We start from the raw sequence: 19,317 nt of genomic DNA on the forward strand, positions 1-19,317 counted from the left end.
CAGGTTTTCTGGTTTCAGACGACCTTTCACTTCAAAACATCAAACGATTAGTTTGAACCGACTTTAATCTTCTGCCACAGATTGACCGACAGTTTCTTCGCATCCGAACTCATTTGCGGCATAACAAAACCGTCTTTCATATCTTCCGCAGTCGGGAAAATGGAGCGGGTGTTAACCAACTCGGCAGGCATTTTTTCGCGCGCCGGTTTGCTTGCAGGCGCAAAGGTAACGGCAATGCCATTTTTCGCAGCCACTTCGGGATCAAGCGTGTAGTTGATGTATTTATGAGCATTGGCGATGTTTTTCGCATCGGCGGGAATCAGCCAAGATTCAATCCAGAAGCCCATACCCTTCGGCGTCAAAACTTCAATGCCGACGTTGTTTTTCACTTCTTCGGAACGGGCTTTCGCCAAGTTCAAGTCGCCGCCGTTACCCGCTGCGAGACAGATGTCGCCGCGTGCCAGTTCGTCAATGATAGACGGACTGAAACGTTTTACATCAGGACGGATGGCTTTCAGCACTTCCGCCGCCGCTTTCAAATCATCAGGATTTGTGCCTTTGGGGTCTTTACCCAAGTAGTTCAGCAAAATCGGGAACATTTCGCTCGGCGTATCCCACAAGGCGATACCGCATGATTTCAGCTTGTTGGTATATTCGGGCTTGAACAGCAAATCCCAACCGTTTTCAGGCAGCTTGCCGCCCAAAAGTTCTTTGCCCTTCGCCGTAATTGCCAAAGTGTTGACGCCGGAGAAATAAGGAACGGCATACTGGTTGCCTGGGTCGGCAGTTTCCAGCATTTTCAACAATTCGGGATCGATGTTTTTGTAATTGGGAATCAGGTCTTTATTGATTTTTTGATAAGCACCCGCTTCGATTTGACGGGGCAGGAAGGCGATGCCGGGAACGACCAAGTCATAGCCGGATTTACCGGTCAGCATTTTGGCTTCGAGGGTTTCGTTGTTTTCGTAAAGGTCGTAGGTCAGCTTCAGCTTATTGGCTTTTTTGAAGTCTTCAACGGTGCTCTCGTCAACGTAGTTCGACCAGTTGTAGATGTTCAAAGTATCGGTGGCGGCTGCTTCGGCATTGGCAGCAGGCGCGCTGCCTGCTTGAGGTTGCTCGGTTTTTTTCTCGCCACCGCCGCAAGCGGCCAGCGATAATGCCGCCAATACGGCTAATACGGATTTTTTCATACGGGCAGATTCCTGATGAAAGATTGTTAACGGAAAATGAACACTCTGCACCCCATCAATACCCCGGCGCAAAGCGGGGCTATTGTAATGGAAGTGGGTGAGAACTCAAAGCAATATCTGACTGATTTTTATTGAAATAAGGCACGATTTCTTAGGCTCGGGAAAACGGCGTTGCACAAGATGTCGTTTTTGGGCAAAATACGGGCGATTTGCGCGCGCGAACAGAGAAAATACTTGCATATAGAGGAATCTGTCTTTAAAATTGCGCGTTTACAGAATTTATTTTTTCAGGAGATATTCAATATGGCAAACAGCGCACAAGCCCGCAAACGTGCCCGCCAATCGGTTAAACAACGCGCCCACAACGCCAGCCTGCGTACTGCATTCCGTACCGCAGTGAAAAAAGTGTTGAAAGCAGTTGAAGCCGGCGACAAAGCTGCTGCTCAAGCAGTTTACCAAGAGTCCGTTAAAGTCATCGACCGTATCGCTGACAAAGGCGTATTCCACAAAAACAAAGCAGCCCGCCATAAGAGCCGTCTGTCTGCCAAAGTAAAAGCATTGGCTTAATCTTTCCTGCCATAGTCTTGGTGTTTGATCACGTCGGGACAGGCAAGCAGATAACGATGCCCCTGAGGTCTTAACCTTTCAGGGGCATTGCCGTATGTGGTGCAAGTTGATGTAAACTTTTCAGACGACCTGCCGTAGAGCCGGCACAAGTCGGTAAAATGCGGTTTAATCTGTTTTTCAAACGATTAATCCCGATTTTCAGACAAAAGGTCGCCTGAAAACACCCAATCGGCAATCCCATGAATGAAATGATGAACAAGATGTTGAAACACAATTTGGCGCAAAGCGATGCCATAAAGAACAAAAAACCGTCATTAGCCAAATGTCGGCGCGCCTTGATGCTTATTCTTGTCGGCGGCGCAGCCGCCCCTGCCGCCTACGCCGACACGGCTTTGCAATGCACCTCCATTCAAGACAATGCCACCCGTTTGGCGTGTTACGACAGCATTTATTCGGCACAACTGCCGCCGCAAGCTCCGCTGCCCGTCCTTCGCGAAGAAACCGCCAAAGCACCTGTCGACTTACCCAAAACCATCAGCACCAGCCGCGAGAAAAAAGCGGCGACGATTGTGTTTGACGAAAATAAAGAGCAATCCACCCTTTCGGAAGATAATCTCCGCACCACAGCCGATGCCTACACGCCATTGAGCCTGATGTACGATTTGGACAAAAACGACTCGCGCGGCTTGTTGAGCGTGCGCGAGCACAATCCCATGTACCTGATGCCCGCATGGTACAACAGCTCGCCCAATCTTCATCCCTACTCCCCTTCGCGCGGCACAACCAATCAGGAAAAATTCAGCGAACAGAAACACATCGAAACCAAACTGCAAGTTTCGTTCAAAAGCAAAATCGCTGAAGATTTGTTTAAAACCCGTGCAGACTTGTGGTTCGGCTACACCCAAAAATCCGATTGGCAGATTTATAACCAAGGCAGAAAATCCGCGCCGTTCCGCAATACCGATTACGAACCCGAAATTTTCCTGACCCAGCCTGTGAAGGCAGATTTGCCGTTCGGTGGCAAACTGCGCATGGTCGGTGCAGGCTTCGTCCACCAATCCAACGGACAAAGCCGCCCCGAATCCCGCTCATGGAACCGCGTTTACGCATTGGCAGGGATGGAATGGGGCAAACTGACCGTGATCCCGCGCGTGTGGATGCGGGCATTCGATCAGACCGGTGAAAACAACGACAATCCCGACATTACCGACTACATGGGTCATGGCGATTTGAAGCTGCAATACCGGCTGAACGACAAACAAAATATTTCGTCCCTGCTGCGCTACAATCCCAAAACCGGACACGGCGCGGTTGAAGCCGCCTATACCTTCCCGATTAAAGGCAAACTTAAAGGCGTAGTGCGCGGCTTTCACGGCTACGGCGAAAGCCTGATTGATTACAACTACAAACAAAACGGCATCGGCATCGGTCTGATGTTCAACGATTGGGACGGAATTTAATGCCCAACCCTGTTTTCAGACGACCTTTTGTACCATGTTGCACACAGGTCGTCTGAAAGCAAAACAAACCGCCCCCCATATTAAAAACATTCGTTTCCTATCGCCCAAACGCGTATAATGCAAGGTTTGGGCGATATTTGTCGGAATTACACAAAAGATGGCGGAACAAACGGCCGAAGGCGGAAAAGTTGCCAAGGCATTAAAAAAATATCTGATTACAGGCATGCTGGTATGGCTGCCGATAGCCGTAACCATTTGGGCGGTCAGCTATATCATATCTGCCGCCGACCGGCTGATCAGTCTGCTGCCCGAGCAATGGCAGCCTCAATATTTCTGGGGATTCAACATTCCCGGCTTGGGCATTATTGCCGCCATTGTCGTCTTGTTTCTGACCGGCGTGTTCGCCGCCAACGTTTTGGGACGTCAAATCCTCGCCGCATGGGACAGCCTGCTGGGACGGATTCCCGTCGTCAAATCCATCTATTCCAGCGTCAAAAAAGTATCCGAGTCCCTGCTCTCCGACAGCAGCCGCTCGTTCAGAACGCCTGTATTGGTTCCGTTCCCTCAACCCAATATTTGGACGATTGCCTTTGTATCAGGGCATATTCCCGACAAACTCAAAGGCAGCCTTCCGCACGATGACGACTATCTTTCCGTCTATGTGCCGACCACGCCCAACCCGACCGGCGGCTATTACATCATGGTGAAAAAGAGCGACGTGCGCGAACTCGATATGAGCGTGGACGAAGCATTGAAATATGTGATTTCGCTGGGTATGGTGATGCCGGATGAAGTTCGGGTCAAGGCTTTGTCAGAACACAGGTCGTCTGAAAACGACGATACAGAACAAAACAATTAAGGTCTCTTTTTCAGACGACCTTTTCCTTCTTTTCAAATTGAACAATATAAAAAGGTGATTTTATGCGTACCAACTATTGCGGCCTGATCAGCGAGCAATACTTAGACCAAACCGTAACCGTCAAAGGCTGGGTACACCGCCGACGCGACCACGGCGGTGTGATTTTTATCGACCTGCGCGACCGCGAAGGCATCGTCCAAGTCGTGATTGACCCCGACACGCCCGAAGCGTTTGCCACTGCCGATTCCGCCCGTAACGAATACGTTTTGAGCATTACCGGCCGCGTGCGCAACCGTCCCGAAGGCACGACCAACGACAAAATGATTTCCGGCAAAATCGAAATTCTTGCCAAAGAAATCGAAGTATTGAACGCCGCTGCTACGCCGCCGTTCCAAATCGACGACGAAAACATCAGCGAAAACGTGCGCCTGACCAACCGCGTTATCGACCTGCGCCGTCCGGTGATGCAGCGCAACCTGCGCCTGCGTTATCAAGTCGCCATGGGCGTTCGCCGTTATCTGGACGCGCAAGGCTTCATCGACATCGAAACCCCGATGCTGACCCGCTCCACGCCCGAAGGCGCGCGCGACTACCTCGTGCCGAGCCGCGTTCATCCGGGCGAGTTTTTCGCACTGCCGCAATCGCCGCAATTGTTCAAACAACTGTTGATGGTGGCGGGTTTCGACCGTTACTACCAAATCACCAAGTGCTTCCGCGACGAAGACTTGCGCGCCGACCGCCAGCCCGAATTCACCCAAATCGACTTGGAAACCTCGTTCTTGAACGAGGATGAAATCATGGACATCACCGAAGGCATGGCAAAACAAGTCTTCCAAGACGCGCTGGGCGTGGACTTGGGCGATTTCCCGCGTATGCCTTACGCCGAAGCCATGTTCTACTACGGTTCCGACAAACCCGATATGCGCATCAGCCTGAAATTTACCGAGCTGACCGACCTGATGAAAACGGAAGAATTCAAAGTCTTCCGTGGCGCAGCCGACATGAAGGGCGGCCGCGTGGTTGCCTTGCGCGTACCGAACGGTGCAAAATTCAGCCGCAAAGAAATCGACGAATACACCAAATTTGTCGGCATCTACGGCGCGAAAGGTTTGGCGTACATCAAAGTGAACGATGTCAGCAACCTTTCCAACGGCGAAGACAGCGGCCTGCAATCTCCAATCGTGAAATTCCTGTCTGAAAACGCCCTGAAAGAAATCATTGCGCGTACCGGCGCGCAAAACGGCGACATCATCTTCTTCGGCGCAGACAAAGCCCAAGTCGTGAACGAAGCCATCGGCGCGCTGCGTATCAAAGTCGGTTTGGAACACGGCGCGGAAAACGGCTACTTCGTGGACGAATGGAAACCTTTGTGGGTCGTCGATTTCCCGATGTTCGAATACGACGAAGACGGCGACCGCTGGGCAGCCATGCACCATCCGTTCACCTCGCCCAAGCCCGGTCATGAAGACCTGATGGCATCCGATCCTGAAAACTGCCTGGCCCGCGCCTACGACATGGTGTTGAACGGCTGGGAAATCGGTGGCGGTTCCATCCGTATCCACCGTGCCGACGTACAGGAAAAAGTGTTCACCGCTCTGAAAATCAGCCCCGAAGAGCAACAGGAAAAATTCGGCTTCCTCTTGGATAACCTGAAATTCGGCGCGCCTCCGCACGGCGGCTTGGCATTCGGCCTCGACCGTCTGGTAACACTGATGACCGGCGCCGAATCCATCCGCGACGTGATTGCCTTCCCGAAAACCCAACGCGCCCAATGTCTGTTGACCAACGCGCCGAATGCGGTGGACGACAAACAACTGCGCGAATTGAGCTTGCGCCTGCGTCAAAAAGCGACTGAAAATAAAGAAGCGTAATTTTTAAAAGCAGGTGGGCAACACCTGACAGTCAAAAGGTCGTCTGAAACCTATTACACGGGTTTCAGACGACCTTTTTCATTGTTTGTGCCAAGAAGTTAGGTTGAACGTTTCATTTATCTGATTTGTTGGATAGAAGTACGCCATGATTTTGTGAAAACTTTTATTCGCGAGCGGTTGAAGCAAATGTTGGCGCCTGAAGAATATGGATATGGCCCGGATGCTGTTGCAAAAAAGAAAATTCTCTAGGCTTTTTTCTGAAAATATGATTTTTGCAAGTATATGACAATTTGCGTTATTGGTTACAGATATCGGTACGGCAGCTGTTTAGCAATAATATCTATCTGATAATATTATGAATTTTATAAATTTAATGTGAGCAGATAGGCGTTTTGAAGAATTTAAAATTAATTTAATGCTTGTGTAATATTAATAAATATAAGAAAATTTTCAAATATTACATTTGGATTTTTGTAAATCTCGCATTCAACGAAGAAACTACTATAAAAAATGCTTAATATATAAATTTACAAATGTAATATTTTAAAAAATAATTACAGGGGTTAAGAATGTCGTTACTTACAATGCTTGCAGTATTGATAATTGGGCTGGTGTGCTTCTTGATAATAATTATGAGGATGCACATGAAACGTTTTGCTTATGACGTTACACGGGATTATCGCTATGACTGTTTGCCACAGCATTTCGTGTCGAAATTAGAGGAGGGGGTTATTAAGCTACCTCAAGAAGTGGATATTAATGATACAGTCTTGGCTGCAGTAAGCATTGAAACTTCTTGGTTGGGGAAATGGTTGTTGCCCTATATTGAGATTCGAACCTGCAAAGGTATTTGGAAACATTACATCGAATACGGCGGTAGGGGGGTGAGATATTTGAACTTCAGCGATATGTTCGATGCTGAAAGTCGGGAAATTTTTTTGCGGGGCAGAAGGGTATCGTTGGAAAATCAGGAAGTCAGACTAACTGTTTATCCGCGTATGCCTTTGGATGATAAAAAAATTTTAGTGCTTGCGCCGCACGCTGACGATGCGGAATTGGCAGCTTACGGCGTGTATGAAAAATATGCTGAAAATGCGATGGTGGTAACGGTAACGGCAAGCGAAGCGGGGCGTTTCCATTATGAAAACCTTTTCAGCAAACGCTGCCCTACGGAAACTAAGGAGCAATATTTGGAAAAGGGGCGGATGCGGGTCTGGAACAGTCTGACCGTTCCGCTTTTGGCAGGGGTATCGTCTGAAAACATTTTGCAGCTCGGTTTTTTTGATACAACGCTGAAAACTTTATATCGCCACCCAGAGCGTGAAATTCCTTCTGCCAAGTTGGAGACAGCAGATGTGGGTATTTTCCGGCGGGCCAATAAATCTGCCATATCAGAAGGTTTGCACGGCGGTTCGAATTGGCATGATTTAGTGGACAATATGGCTTACGTCATCGAATCATTCCGTCCGGATGTTATTGTTACGCCTTCGCCGAATATTGATGTTCATACCGATCACCAATGTACAACTATTGCTGCTGTTGAGGCATTAAAAAAGCTGAATTACACCAATGGTTCGCTGTTTTTATATGCGGTTCACTATCTGACCGATGACTATCCTTTGGGTAATGTCGGTGCTACGCTGAGCCTGCCGCCGTTTTTCAGCGAAGAAGGCAGTAGCGATATGTTATATTTTCATTCGATTTACTCTCATCCCGTTGATAAAAAAACGCAAAACCGTAAATTGTTGGCATTGGATGCGATGAACGATATTCGCCCGAATGCGCGTAACTACATGGATTGGAAACATGTATTACGCAAGGGTTTGAGCCTGCTGTATCACGATCTTACTTCTATCCGTTCGGATCTGATCAGCCGATTTGTCCGCAGTAATGAGTTTTTTTATGTTGTTCCTATCAGTGATGTCCACAATCAGGAGACTTATCAGAAAATTATTTCCCGGGGCGGCAGGAATCACCTGCATTGATCCAATCTGAAATGTTTTCAGACGGCCTTTAAATATACAAAGGTCGTCTGAAAATCTATAATGGCTTGAGATTTCATATATTGCAGCCGTTATGCCGACTTATTTTATTGCCGATTTACACCTGAGCGAATCCCGTCCTGAGTTGACCGAACTGTTTTTGCGCTTCATGCATGAAAAAGCACCGTCTGCTAGGGCGGTTTATATTTTGGGCGACCTATTTGATTTTTGGATAGGGGATGACGAACATTCCGAATTGACGGATACCGTTTCCCGTGCCGTCCGTAACGTTGCAGAGGGTGGAGTGGAATGTTTTTTTGTTCACGGAAACCGTGATTTTCTGATAGGCGAGAAGTTCGCAAGGCAAGCGGGCATGGTACTGCTGCCGGAATATTCAGTCGTCGATTTATACGGTACGCCGGCTTTGATTTGCCACGGCGATACTTTGTGTACCGATGATGTGCGTTATCAGAAATTCAGGAAAACAGTTCATCAAAAATGGTTGCAACGGTTGTTCCTCATGTTGCCGCTCAAGCTGCGTCTGAACATTGCGCGAAAAATCCGCCATACCAGTAAGCACGACAAACAATATAAAGCTGCTGAAATTATGGATGTCAATCCCAAGTCCACCTCTGATACCGTCCATAATTACGGCGTCAGATTGCTGATTCACGGACATACGCACCGCGAACATATCCACAAAGAGAACGCATATACGCGTATTGTGCTGGGAGATTGGCGTAGCGACTATGCTTCTATATTGGAGGTTGATGAGCGCGGATACAGGTTTGTTGAGTGATAGATGGTTGATTTACAGGTGTTGAAAATATAAAAGGTCGTCTGAAAGTTTTCAGACGACCTTTTTAATGACGGAAAATCAAGGTCGGATTATTTTTGGCCGGATTTAAACTGCCATCCGCTCTTTGCAGGTCAGTTTTGCGTCTATCCAATCGTTTCCTCCGGGTAAGACTATTTGGGAAACCAGCGCATCCAAATCGTGAAGGTAGGCAGAGGCTTTGGGGCTGTTGATAATTACGACGACAATCATCGGCTTGTTGCCCAGCCAGTAACCTGCCAGCGCCCGTACGTTTTTGAGCGTGCCGGTTTTCAGACGCAGTCGGCTGCCGGGTTGCTTCAGGCGGTTTTTCAATGTTCCGTCCTGTCCGGCAATCGGCAGTGTATCAATAAATTCTTGTTTAAACGGGCTGAAATAGGCTTTTTCCAGCATTTGCCCCATCATGTGCGCGGTAACGCGTTCGCTTCTCGATAAGCCCGAACCGTTTTCCAAAACCAGGTTTTCCGTATCAATCCCTGCAGTTGCCAATTCCAGGGAAACCGCTTCCGCTGCTTTTCTTTGTGCGGTTTCGCTGTCGCCATTGCCGCCAAGTTTTAAGAATACGGACCGTGCAATCAGGTTGTTGGAATGTTTGTTCATGTCGGTCAGTATGTCTGACAACGGTTTGGAGCGAGAAACTGCCAGCGTTTTTGCGTTACTCGGTGCATGGGCGGTTTTGAGGTCGTCTGAAATCGTACCGCCGAGTGCGCGCCATTGATTAACAAAGCTTTTGTGTGCAAATTCTATGGCGGAGAGCATGTTGATATGCATTTCGCCGCCTAAACAACTCTCCGGAACCTTACCGCCGATATGTAGCTTTCCACCGGAATAGCTGGCACGCATATGATTTTGCAATGCGCCGCATTTCCCAGAGTTGGACAGTACGGTTTTGTTTTCAATAGGAATATCGGGTAGGGGAGGCGAGGTTTCGACGGTAATGCCGCCTGTGCCATTTGACTCCGGTCTGAGCCAGACAACCTTGTAAGCCAGCATATTCGGGTCGGGAGCGGTCATAAACGGCGAACCTGCGTCGGATTCGAAATTCAGCGGGTTGCCGACGGTACCCCAAAGATGGCGGTCGAGTACCAGGCTGCCTTTAATATGCCTGATGCCTTTGTTTTGCAGTTGTTGCAGGGCATCCTTCAGCCCGTCTTGGTCGAACACGGGATCGCCGCTGCCCACCCAATAAATATCGCCTTCCAACGAATCGCCCTCGATATGTCCGTTGGTTTTAAATTCCGTTGTCCAGCGGTAATCCTTACCCAAAGCTTCAAAGGCGGAAAATGCTGTTACCAGCTTCATCGTCGATGCAGGATTGACCGAGGCATCTGCTCTGTGTGATTCGATAACTTTGCCGCTGTCCAATTCTTGAACGTAAACGGAGATTTCGTCGGGCGGGATATTGCCGAGATTTAAGGCATAGGCAGAGAACGGCATTAAGCACAAATACCATGCCGCTAGCCTTTTTTTCCAATTCATATTGTTGAGACTTCTGTAAAATACATAAAGCATAATTATAAAACAAAGTATCGTTACGGTAAAAAACAAATCAGGTGCATCAATGCCTTGAACATTACTGTCCAGGAGTCATTGTCTTCTGAAATAAATGCTATAAATTGCATCAGCCGATATTCCTCGAGTACATATAAATAAATAGAATCTTTACCTATTTTGCAAGATAAGCCAAATAAATGAGGCAGTAGGTATTACTGCATTGAATATTGCATGAAACTTTGAATAGGTCACTAAAATACGATATTTTTCAATTTAAAGTAAATATACAGGATATTTTTCAGGATATAATATTTAAAATCAAAATATACAGTTAAGCTCGTATTGAATAAAGATGAATAAAGAACATATCTTTTTTATCTTTGGTGTAAATTATTTATTGATTTCTTGAATGATTCTTCAAAAAACTGTGTTATATTGTAGAAGAATCGGTTGGGTTGTTTTGTAAAATCTGGAGGGAGATTATGAAAGATACAGCCGGTTTCATCCGCGACGACATCAAAGCCATGTCCGCCTACCGAATTGCCGACTTGCCCGAAGGCTTCATCAAGCTGGATGCGATGGAAAGTCCGTATCATCCGTTTGCCCGTTTTCCCGAGCTGTCAAACGAATGGCTGCGGCTGATTGCCCAAGCGCCGATTCAGCTATATCCCAACCCCGCCGCCAGCGGGCTTCAGGAAACTTTAAGAAAAGCCTTCGATATTCCTGAAGCTGCCGCCATCGCGTTAGGGAACGGATCGGACGAGTTAATCCAATTCTTGACCCTGCTCGTTGCCCAATCAGGCGCGATCATGCTCGCGGTTGAGCCGAGTTTCGTGATGTATCGGCACAATGCCGAGCTGTACGGTATGAATTACGTCGGCGTGCCGCTTAATGAAGATTTCACGATTGATTTGCCCTCCGTTTTATCCGCCATTGAAAAACATCAGCCCGCCCTGATTTTCATTGCCTATCCGAACAATCCGACAGGCGTATGTTTCCGCCGCGAAGAAGTCGAAGCCATTATCCGCGCGGCGCAGGGTATCGTGGTTGTCGATGAAGCATACGGCGCATTCAGCCGCGACAGTTTTCTGCCGCAGGCGGGCAGCGTTGAAAATCTGGTCGTGATGCGCACCATCAGCAAAATCGGTTTTGCCGGACTGCGTATCGGCTATGCGGCAGGAAGCCCTGCCGTAATGGACGAACTGGCGAAAATACTGCCGCCTTACAATATGAACCAATTAAGCTTGGCGACCGCCAAATTCGCCCTGCAACACCGCGACGCGATTCAGACGACCATCGATATTTTAAAAGCCGAGCGCGAACGCGTTTTCAGCGAATTGTCCGCCATAGGTCGTCTGAAAGCATTCCCCAGCGAAGCGAATTTCATTACCGTGCGCGTTCCCGATGCAGACGCATTGTTTAACACGCTTAAAGAAAACCGCATCCTGATTAAGAAACTCCACGGTACGCATCCGCTTTTGGCGCAGTGCGTCCGCATTACCATCGGCAGTCTCGAGCAAAACGATGCCGTACTGGATATTATCCGCAAGCTTTATGCCTGATTTTTTAAAACTTCACAGAGAGTAAATCTATGAACATCACTCAACTGCACCTTGCCAATTTCCTGCAGCTTGTCGAAGAAGCAGGCTCGCTGACCAAACTTGCCCGCAAATGCGGTTACGACAACGCGGCATCCCTGTCCCAACTGAAACGCCGCCTTGAAGAGCAGGCAGAAGACGAAAGCGCGCGCGGCATCCGACCCAGCCTTGCCGCCAAACTCGAAGCCGGCATGCACAAACGCAAAGGCTGGTTAAACCGCGACCACAGTAAAGACAAAGAAAAAGCCGCAGCCGCCGAAGCCGCCCGCCAAGAGCGTGCCGCCCAAGCCGCCCAAGCCGCCGCACCGGCATTCCATATGCCCGAAGAAGGCCGCGCAGTCAGCATCACCCGCAACACCAGCGAAACCCAAATCACCCTCAGCCTCAACCTCGACGGCACCGGACAATACCGCCTCGACACCGGCGTCCCCTTTCTTGAGCATATGCTTGCCCAAGTCGCCCGCCACGGCATGATCGACCTCGACATCACCTGCAAAGGCGATTTGCACATCGACGACCACCACACCGTAGAAGACATCGGCATCGTACTCGGACAAGCCCTGAAACAAGCCTTGGGCAGTAAAACCGGCATCCGCCGCTACGGACATGCTTACGTTCCGCTCGACGAAGCCTTGAGCCGCGTTGTCATCGACCTCTCCGGCCGCCCCGGACTCGTGTACAACATCGACTTCACCCGTGCTCTCATCGGACGTTTTGACGTTGACCTGTTTGAAGAATTCTTCCATGGCGTCGTCAACCACAGCATGATGACCCTGCACATCGACAACCTCAGCGGCCGCAACGCCCACCACCAAGCCGAAACCGTATTCAAAGCCTTCGGCCGCGCCCTGCGCATGGCAGCAGAATACGACCCGCGCATGGCAGGACAAACCCCGTCCACCAAAGGCACTTTGAGCGACGAATCCGTTGCCGTTGAAAAAGAAGAAGCGCAAAGCGAAGAGTAATCCGCTTTAATGAAAAAAGGTCGTCTGAAACCCGAGAAACAGGTTTCAGACGACCTTTGATATTATAAGGACGCTTAATTATCGGTGTCTTTTGCTGTTTTATAGTGGATTAAATTTAAACCAGAACGGCGTTGCCTTGCCTTAGCTCAAAGAGAACGATTCTCTAAGGTGCTGAAGCAACAAGTGAATCGGTTCCGTACTATCGTACTGTCTGCGGCTTCGTCGCCTTGTCCTGATTTTTGTTAATCCACTATAACCTCTGTTGTTAACCATCATTCCCGTTTGCATAACGAAGCAGGAAATTTCTGTCTAAATGACGATAAAAGAAAAGGTCGTCTGAAAACCTGTTACCCGGTTTTCAGACGACATTTCGGCAGATTGAAGGATGGTTTATTGACGTTTTGCGCCGTAACCGCCGATCAAGCGTTCGCTGCCGTCTTCTTTTTGCAGGCCGTAGGTACCGCCGATTTCTGCGGCGGACGGACCGAAGAATTTACCGCTCAAATTACCTTTCAAACCGGCTGCGGCAGCTTCGACCTTACCGAGGAAGAGGTTGCCGTTTTCCCATTTTGCCGTACCTTTCATGTCGTATTTTTCATCGGCTTCGGTTACACGGCGGCCGTTCGCGTCGAGAGAATGGAATTGGGAATTGGCAGTCTCAAAGCGTACGCCTTTCAAGCCGAAATCGACAATGGCTTTGACATTGGCGGTCAGCTGACGGCTTTGATCGTCTTTCACAACGTAGGCTGTGGTCAGACCGTTGTAAGTTGCTGTGCCGCTGGCAGGAAGGGCAGTAAACTTGGTTTCATCGCCCAAGCTTTGATAGCCATGAATCACACCGGATCTTGGATCAATGTAATGGGCGAAAGTTTGGTAAGTCCAGCCGGCTGCGGCAGGATCGTGCATAACGATTTGCGTACCATCGACAAAGCGGATGACGTAGATACCGTCGAATTGCTTGTCAAATACAGTTCCATCCTGATCTTTGCCAAGGTATGCAAGCTGGTTGGCATGGTTTTCTGCCAATCTTGTCAAATCTTGGCGTATTTGTCTTGTTGAGTCATAGATTTCGGCAGCAGCATCTTTAGCTTTTTCAGCAGCATCTTTTGCATTTTTGCTGGAAGCACGTGTTGCTTTTGCCAAAGTTGCGTTTTGGTTTGCAGTTTGTAAGGCTTTTTCAGCATTTTCCCAAACGTTTTTTAGCCGTTTCGAATTTGACTAAATCTTCTTCATCCAATTTTTTTGTTAAAACTGCGATTTGTTTATCCAGCTCATTCTGTGCTGCACTAACGGCTTTATTGGCGTTTTCTAGCTCTTCTACACTGTCTCCCGTCGTTTTTTCAGCGGTAGCTTTAAAGCTGGCTTTGGCTGTTTCCAGCTCCATTTTTGCTTTTTCAAAAGATTCAATTTCCATCTTTGAAGCCGCTATTTCTTGTTCTAGAGCATTTTTCGCTTGATTAACATTATTTTGAGCTATTTTGATTTCATTTTCTTTGGTTGCACTGTTTTTTATAGCTTCAAATTCGGAGTTTGCTTTCTCAAGTTTAGCTTTGGCATTTTTGATAGCGATAGAATGAGTATCGAGTGCCTCAAGCATTGAGCTATATGACTTGGCAGCATTTCGTTCTGCTTGGTCTTTGCTTTGCAGCGCCTCGGCAAAAGCATTTGTGTCATTTGTCAGTTTTTGTTCGGCAGATGCTAAAGCACTTTTTGAGTTTTCAAGTTTTTTATACAACTCAACGATTTTTTGATCCAGCGTTGATTGTCCAACTTTGAATTCATTATTCGGTTCTTGCCCCGTCTGTCCGCTGACGTCGCTTTTGGTTTTACCGCCCGAAAATGCTTTGGCAATGATGGAATCTGTAGTAGTGAATTTAACCTGTGTTGCGTTGCCTTCTTCTGTTTTGTTATACAGTACGATTGCATCTAATTTAACTTCGTCATTATTCTTAAAATTCAGAGAACTAACTAAACCGTTTTGATTATTTGTTTGGTTGTCCGTATAAAACAGTTTGTCGTTTTCATTGCTGTGGCGCAACTGAACATTAGGATTGCCTTGTTGTGCGCTTGCCGAAGAAATAAAGCTGGTGTGCAGCGGGGTGTCAAGATTTAAGGCTGGAAGCGGGGCTTCGTCTTGCAGTTCTTCAAGTTTGTCGGCTTTGTTGCTGAGAGTGGAAGTCTGGGCTGTGCTGTTATCTTTATTAGCATTGCCGGTATTTGCGTTGTCATTCTTGCCGGTACCGCTGTTTTTGGCAGGACTGCCGCTGCCGCCGGTAGATGTTGAGCCGGTGGAAAGTGCGGCTGTATCGCCACCGCCGCCACCGCCGCAGGCTGAAAGGATTGCCGCGCTGATGGCGGTGAGGATGATGGTTTTGATTTTGGTGTTGATTGCAGACATATTGTCCCCCTTTTTTTGGTTGAAATAGTGCGTTTTTATCAAACGGCATAAATCCAATATCATAGATACAATCATGACAAAAACAAAATGTTATTTGTGTTTTACAGGGAGAAGGGTGATTTGGCGGCGGTTTGTGTTTGATTTTTGCGACAGAAGGTTGTTTAAGGATGTTGAGCGGTTGATTGTGCCATGTAGGGAAGGGTTATGGGGTGGAAATGGCGGCAGGGGGTAAATGTCTGCCCTTAACCTAATACATTAAAAAAGGTCGTCTGAAACCCAAAATCAGGTTTCAGACGACCTTTTGCCAATGCTTTTATCAGAAGCGGTAATTCACGCCCAAGGCAAACTCGCGGCCGCGCTCGTAGAAGGGAACGCGTCCGTTGCCGTCGGGGAAGCGTTGGCTGTGCGAACGGTATTGCTTGTTGCCGATGTTGTTGACGGCGAAGTTGACGTTCAGGTTGTCTTTTTTCAGCGGCTGCCAGTTGGCGTAGATGTCGTGTACGCCGTAACCGGCTTTCTTGCCGTGTATCGTGCCTTGTCCGCGCGCGACGTCGGTGTATTTCACGCTTTGGGCGTAGCGGCCGCGCCAGCCGATTTCGAGTTTGGGGTTTTCAAACTGATAAGACAGTCCGGTCAGCCATTGGCGGCCGGTGTTCCAGAAGGTGAACGAGCTTTCGTGGTCTTCCGCTTGAATCGGGCTTTCGCCGTAGTACATTTCGCCGTTCAGGCGGGGTTTGACGTAGGACACGCCGGCACGCGCGGTCAGGCCGCCCCAGCGGTAGGACGCGTCAAGTTCGTAGCCGTAGGTTTTGAGCGTGCCGCCGTTGTAAATCTTGCCGCGTTCGGTGATGGAGGCGGTGTTGTTGTTGATTTTTGCCCAACGATAGACGATGAGGTCTTTGATGCGTTGGTGGAACACGCTGCCGCTGACGTTGAAGTTGTCGTTGCGCCATTTGAAGCCGAGTTCAGCACGGCGGGCGGTTTCGGCTTTGAGCTTGCCGTCCAAATCGGCGGCGGCGCCTGCGCGTTCGTTAGCCAGCAGGGCTTCGTTCAGACGCGGTGCGCGGCTTGCCTGATTGAGGTTTGCCAAGAGCGAGAAGTTGTCGTTGATGTCCCAAATCGCGCCGATGCTGGGGTTGAGCTGGCCGTGCGACGCGCTTTGTTTACTGGCGGCGTTGTATTTGAAATGGTCGTAACGCAGGCCGGTCGTCAGGGTAACGGGGTTCAGGTTCCAAATGCCTTCCGCGTACACGCCGTATTCGGCTTTTTTCTCTTTGTCGCGGTCATACAGTCCGAGAATCTTCAGCCATGCGCCTTTGTCGGACGGCTCGGAGGTTTCGTGGCGGTAGTTGACGCCGTATTTCACCATGTGTCCGTCGCCGAATGAGCTGGCGAGGTTCAGGTTGGCACCGGTCGCTTTGATTTTGCTTAACTCAAGCTTGCCGATGGGAACGCCGCCTTGCGCCGTGCCGGAAGCTTGGGCTTTCGGGGAAGGCGCGCCTTTAGGCGGCTTGGTGTCGTCGGTGTTGATTTGGAAGACGTTGGCGTCGATTTTGTCGAGGAAGCCGACGTTGCGGCCGCGGTATTCCAGATTGTAGGATTGTTCTTTTTGATAAGTGCCGTCCACGCCGACATAGCTGTCAACGTTTTGGAACTCGGCTTTGTCGGTACGGTTGCCTTTTTGGTATTCCTGACGGTAGGTCAGGCGGATGCCGTGGTCGTCGTTGAAGTCGTAGCCGAGTTTGGCGAGATAGCTGTGCTGTTTCAGACGACTGCCGCGGTTGACATTGCCGTTGCCGTCTTTGTAGTCGCGGTTGTTGAGGAAGTTGCCTGCAAACAGGGCATCGAAGCCGTTTTGATAGCCGTAAACCGCCGCGTTGCCGGTTGAGCCTTTATTGCTGCTCAAGCCTGCGCCGAGTTTGAAACCGAAAGGTTTGCCGTCGGTCAGCAGGTCTTTCGCGTCAACCGTCGTTACGCGGATGGTACCGCCGACCGCACCCAAACCCGCGCTCGCCGCGCCCGTGCCTTTTTCGACGTTGATGCTTTTCACCAAAGCAGGGTCAAGCTGGAAGCGGCTTTGGTGGTGGAAGATTTTGGTGGATTGGCTGGTGCCGTCCACTTCCAGATTAATCTTGTCTTCGCCGACGCCGCGGATGCTGTAAAACTGCGCCACGCCATTGCCGCCGCCGACATCCATGCCGATTTGGTCTTTCATGACCTGTTTCAAATCGGTCGAAGTTTCGCGGTCAAGCTGGTTGCGGGTAACGCGGGTCGGTACGGCAGTACCCGTAACGACGACTTCTTTCAGTTCGGCAGTCGCTTCGGGTTTGATATTTTCAGCATGGGCAAAGCCTGAAGACAGCGCCAGCACCATGATGCTGAAACGGAAGGCGGGAGATTGGGGAGTTTTCATGTTCTTCCTCTAGACTGGTTGTTCATGGGTTACGTTGATTTGAGAGTGCGTATTCTAATATTAATTGATAATGATTTGCAAGGAATATCATTTATTAATAGAACGTTAATCATATAGTCATAATTTTCAGAGATTGGGATTTGCTGATGTGTTTTAGCCAAACTTGATGGCAGGCGGATTTTGGGAAGGGTAGGGGAAACCTGTGTATTAGGAAGAGCGGGCTTGTTGTGATGCGGATATTTTGATGGAGGGGGTGTATAAAGAAAGGTCGTCTGAAAACGGATTTCAGACGACCTTTGGTGAAATAAAAGGGAAAAGGTAGCAAGAGAAAATAAATCCTTCCCCAAAAAAAGTTTTCTTGCAGAATACGCGTAGAACGCTTACTGGGCGGTAAAGGTCGTCTGAAAAGTCTGTCCGCCTATGGTGATGTCGGCAATGTAGTCGCGCCTGCCTTCGACGCAGACGGGCAGGCGGATTTGGCGCGCTTGCCAAGTGCGCGGGGATTGTTGTTGGAGCATGTAGCGGTTGAAGCCCATGTCCATGTCTTTCATGCTGAAGCTGATGCTGACTTGTTGTGTTTCGGCAGGAGCGTTTTCGACGGTGATGTCAAAGGCGGAACGGGTACTGATGGGAGTGGAGCGGATGTGCGAGCCGTCGGGCAGGGTGCAGCCTTTGATGAGGTCGCACTCGGCGGCGCGGGCTTGGGGCTGTTGTTTCTGCCACCAGTCCAGCAGCAGGAGTTTGGCGGCGGCGAAGAGGATGAGGAGAACGCCTGCAATGAGGAGTTTGCGGTTTTTGTCCATTTCAGACGACCTCGGTGTCGTTGTCGGTCAGGATGGCGTGTGCGCCTGTTGAAAGCCAGCGGTCGCGATAGTTTGAAACCAGTGTTTCGGGTGCGGCGACAACCAGCGGAACGGATACGCCTTGTTCTAATATTTCAAGCACTTGCCGTGCGTTTACTTCGTCGTTGACTTGCCAAACGACGACGTCGGCATCGGGTACGCGCTGCCATTGTTCGCGGGTGTGTACCGATACCCAAACACTTTGGGCTTGGGGTAGCTTGCCGAGCTTGCGCAGTTCGGTTTCTGAGATGAGGATGTTGGCGTGCTGCGGTTCGGCTAGAGAGTAGGGCGCGACGCGGTATTCGCCGCTGCGGTTTTGTCCGCGCAAACCGGTTTTCAGACGACCTTGAAGCTGGCGTGGGACTGAGAGGGCGCGCAGCAGCGGACCGTTGGCAGGCAGCATGGGGGCGACGTTGAAATCGCCCGCTTTCTGCCACGACCAAGCCTGTCCTTCGCGGGATTGGGGTGCGCCCGTCCATTGGTCGGGGTTTACCCATAGGAATTTCAGGCAGACGCGGGCGTGTTCGTAGGAATGGATTTTGGTCAGCCAAGGCGTAGCGGCGAGGATACGGATGCCGAGTTCTTCTTCAAACTCGCGTTGCAGGGCTTGGAAGTCGGTTTCGCCCGCTTCGACTTTGCCGCCGGCAAATTCCCAATATCCGGCATAGGGCTTGCCTTCGGGGCGGGAACTGAGTAGGTAGTCGCTATCTTGGTTGAGCAGGATGCCGGCAACGACGCGGATAAGGGGGCGGGTGTCTTGGGTCATGGGAATGGGGAGAAGGGTCGTCTGAAAATTCGGAAAGGTCGGATTCGGGAATCCGGCCTGCCGATGGGTATTGTCTT

The 19,317-nt window shown here is 49.6% G+C and carries 14 protein-coding genes and 1 pseudogene; 8 read left to right on the plus strand and 7 right to left on the minus strand.

The window, feature by feature from the left end; all coding sequences use genetic code 11:
- Positions 1-47: 47 nt before the first annotated feature.
- Positions 48-1,190 (minus strand): extracellular solute-binding protein, encoded by a 1,143-nt coding sequence (locus NSCA4_RS0111100; RefSeq protein WP_016688186.1) that lies wholly within the window; start codon positions 1,188-1,190, stop codon positions 48-50.
- A 303-nt stretch (positions 1,191-1,493) separates the two neighbouring features.
- On the opposite strand from NSCA4_RS0111100, the gene rpsT reads away from it, so the two are divergent.
- The 6 genes from rpsT (at position 1,494) to lpxH (ending at position 8,728) form a co-directional block, all read left to right on the plus strand.
- Positions 1,494-1,757 carry a 30S ribosomal protein S20 gene (gene rpsT / locus NSCA4_RS0111105; protein WP_002212556.1) on the plus strand — a complete coding sequence of 88 codons (264 nt, stop codon included), beginning with the start codon at positions 1,494-1,496 and terminating at the stop codon, positions 1,755-1,757.
- Between the two features lie 239 nt (positions 1,758-1,996).
- Positions 1,997-3,217 (plus strand): phospholipase A, encoded by a 1,221-nt coding sequence (locus NSCA4_RS0111110; RefSeq protein WP_016688187.1) that lies wholly within the window; start codon positions 1,997-1,999, stop codon positions 3,215-3,217.
- A gap of 157 nt (positions 3,218-3,374) precedes the next feature.
- Positions 3,375-4,076 (plus strand): DUF502 domain-containing protein, encoded by a 702-nt coding sequence (locus NSCA4_RS0111115; RefSeq protein WP_016688188.1) that lies wholly within the window; start codon positions 3,375-3,377, stop codon positions 4,074-4,076.
- A gap of 62 nt (positions 4,077-4,138) precedes the next feature.
- Complete coding sequence (gene aspS / locus NSCA4_RS0111120; protein WP_016688189.1) at positions 4,139-5,947, plus strand: aspartate--tRNA ligase; 1,809 nt, start codon at positions 4,139-4,141, stop codon at positions 5,945-5,947.
- Between the two features lie 569 nt (positions 5,948-6,516).
- Positions 6,517-7,932, plus strand: a complete 1,416-nt coding sequence (locus tag NSCA4_RS0111125; RefSeq protein ID WP_016688190.1) for a PIG-L deacetylase family protein — start codon at positions 6,517-6,519, stop codon at positions 7,930-7,932.
- A gap of 91 nt (positions 7,933-8,023) precedes the next feature.
- On the plus strand, positions 8,024-8,728 hold the full coding sequence (gene lpxH, locus NSCA4_RS0111130) for a UDP-2,3-diacylglucosamine diphosphatase (protein WP_016688191.1): 705 nt from the start codon (positions 8,024-8,026) through the stop codon (positions 8,726-8,728).
- A 105-nt stretch (positions 8,729-8,833) separates the two neighbouring features.
- Here lpxH and dacB read toward each other — a convergent pair whose 3' ends face one another.
- Positions 8,834-10,243, minus strand: coding sequence for a D-alanyl-D-alanine carboxypeptidase/D-alanyl-D-alanine endopeptidase (gene dacB, locus NSCA4_RS0111135; RefSeq protein ID WP_438284946.1), 1,410 nt, complete (start codon positions 10,241-10,243; stop codon positions 8,834-8,836).
- 497 nt (positions 10,244-10,740) lie between these two features.
- Here dacB and hisC point away from each other — a divergent pair, with 497 nt between their 5' ends.
- Both hisC and hisB read left to right on the plus strand, forming a co-directional pair.
- Positions 10,741-11,820, plus strand: coding sequence for a histidinol-phosphate transaminase (gene hisC / locus NSCA4_RS0111140; RefSeq protein ID WP_016688193.1), 1,080 nt, complete (start codon positions 10,741-10,743; stop codon positions 11,818-11,820).
- Between the two features lie 29 nt (positions 11,821-11,849).
- Positions 11,850-12,821 (plus strand): imidazoleglycerol-phosphate dehydratase HisB, encoded by a 972-nt coding sequence (gene hisB, locus NSCA4_RS0111145; RefSeq protein ID WP_016688194.1) that lies wholly within the window; start codon positions 11,850-11,852, stop codon positions 12,819-12,821.
- 390 nt (positions 12,822-13,211) lie between these two features.
- Here hisB and NSCA4_RS13200 read toward each other — a convergent pair.
- The 5 genes and pseudogenes from NSCA4_RS13200 to NSCA4_RS0111170 all read right to left on the minus strand — a co-directional run.
- Positions 13,212-13,832 (minus strand): annotated as a pseudogene (locus NSCA4_RS13200) (transferrin-binding protein-like solute binding protein); the annotation flags it as partial.
- A 166-nt stretch (positions 13,833-13,998) separates the two neighbouring features.
- Entirely contained in the window at positions 13,999-15,219 is a 1,221-nt protein-coding gene (locus NSCA4_RS16185) for a coiled-coil domain-containing protein (RefSeq protein ID WP_255265314.1), read from the minus strand.
- A 316-nt stretch (positions 15,220-15,535) separates the two neighbouring features.
- Entirely contained in the window at positions 15,536-17,632 is a 2,097-nt protein-coding gene (locus NSCA4_RS0111160; protein ID WP_016688195.1) for a TonB-dependent receptor plug domain-containing protein, read from the minus strand.
- A 380-nt stretch (positions 17,633-18,012) separates the two neighbouring features.
- Entirely contained in the window at positions 18,013-18,435 is a 423-nt protein-coding gene (locus tag NSCA4_RS0111165) for a hypothetical protein (RefSeq protein WP_016688196.1), read from the minus strand.
- 1 nt (position 18,436) lies between these two features.
- The gene (locus tag NSCA4_RS0111170; RefSeq protein ID WP_016688197.1) at positions 18,437-19,240 is read right to left on the minus strand and encodes an NUDIX domain-containing protein; all 804 of its coding nucleotides are present in this window, start codon (positions 19,238-19,240) and stop codon (positions 18,437-18,439) included.
- Between the last annotated feature and the right edge of the window lie 77 nt (positions 19,241-19,317).

This window comes from Neisseria sicca 4320 (assembly GCF_000193735.1).
GTDB lineage: Bacteria > Pseudomonadota > Gammaproteobacteria > Burkholderiales > Neisseriaceae > Neisseria > Neisseria sicca_E.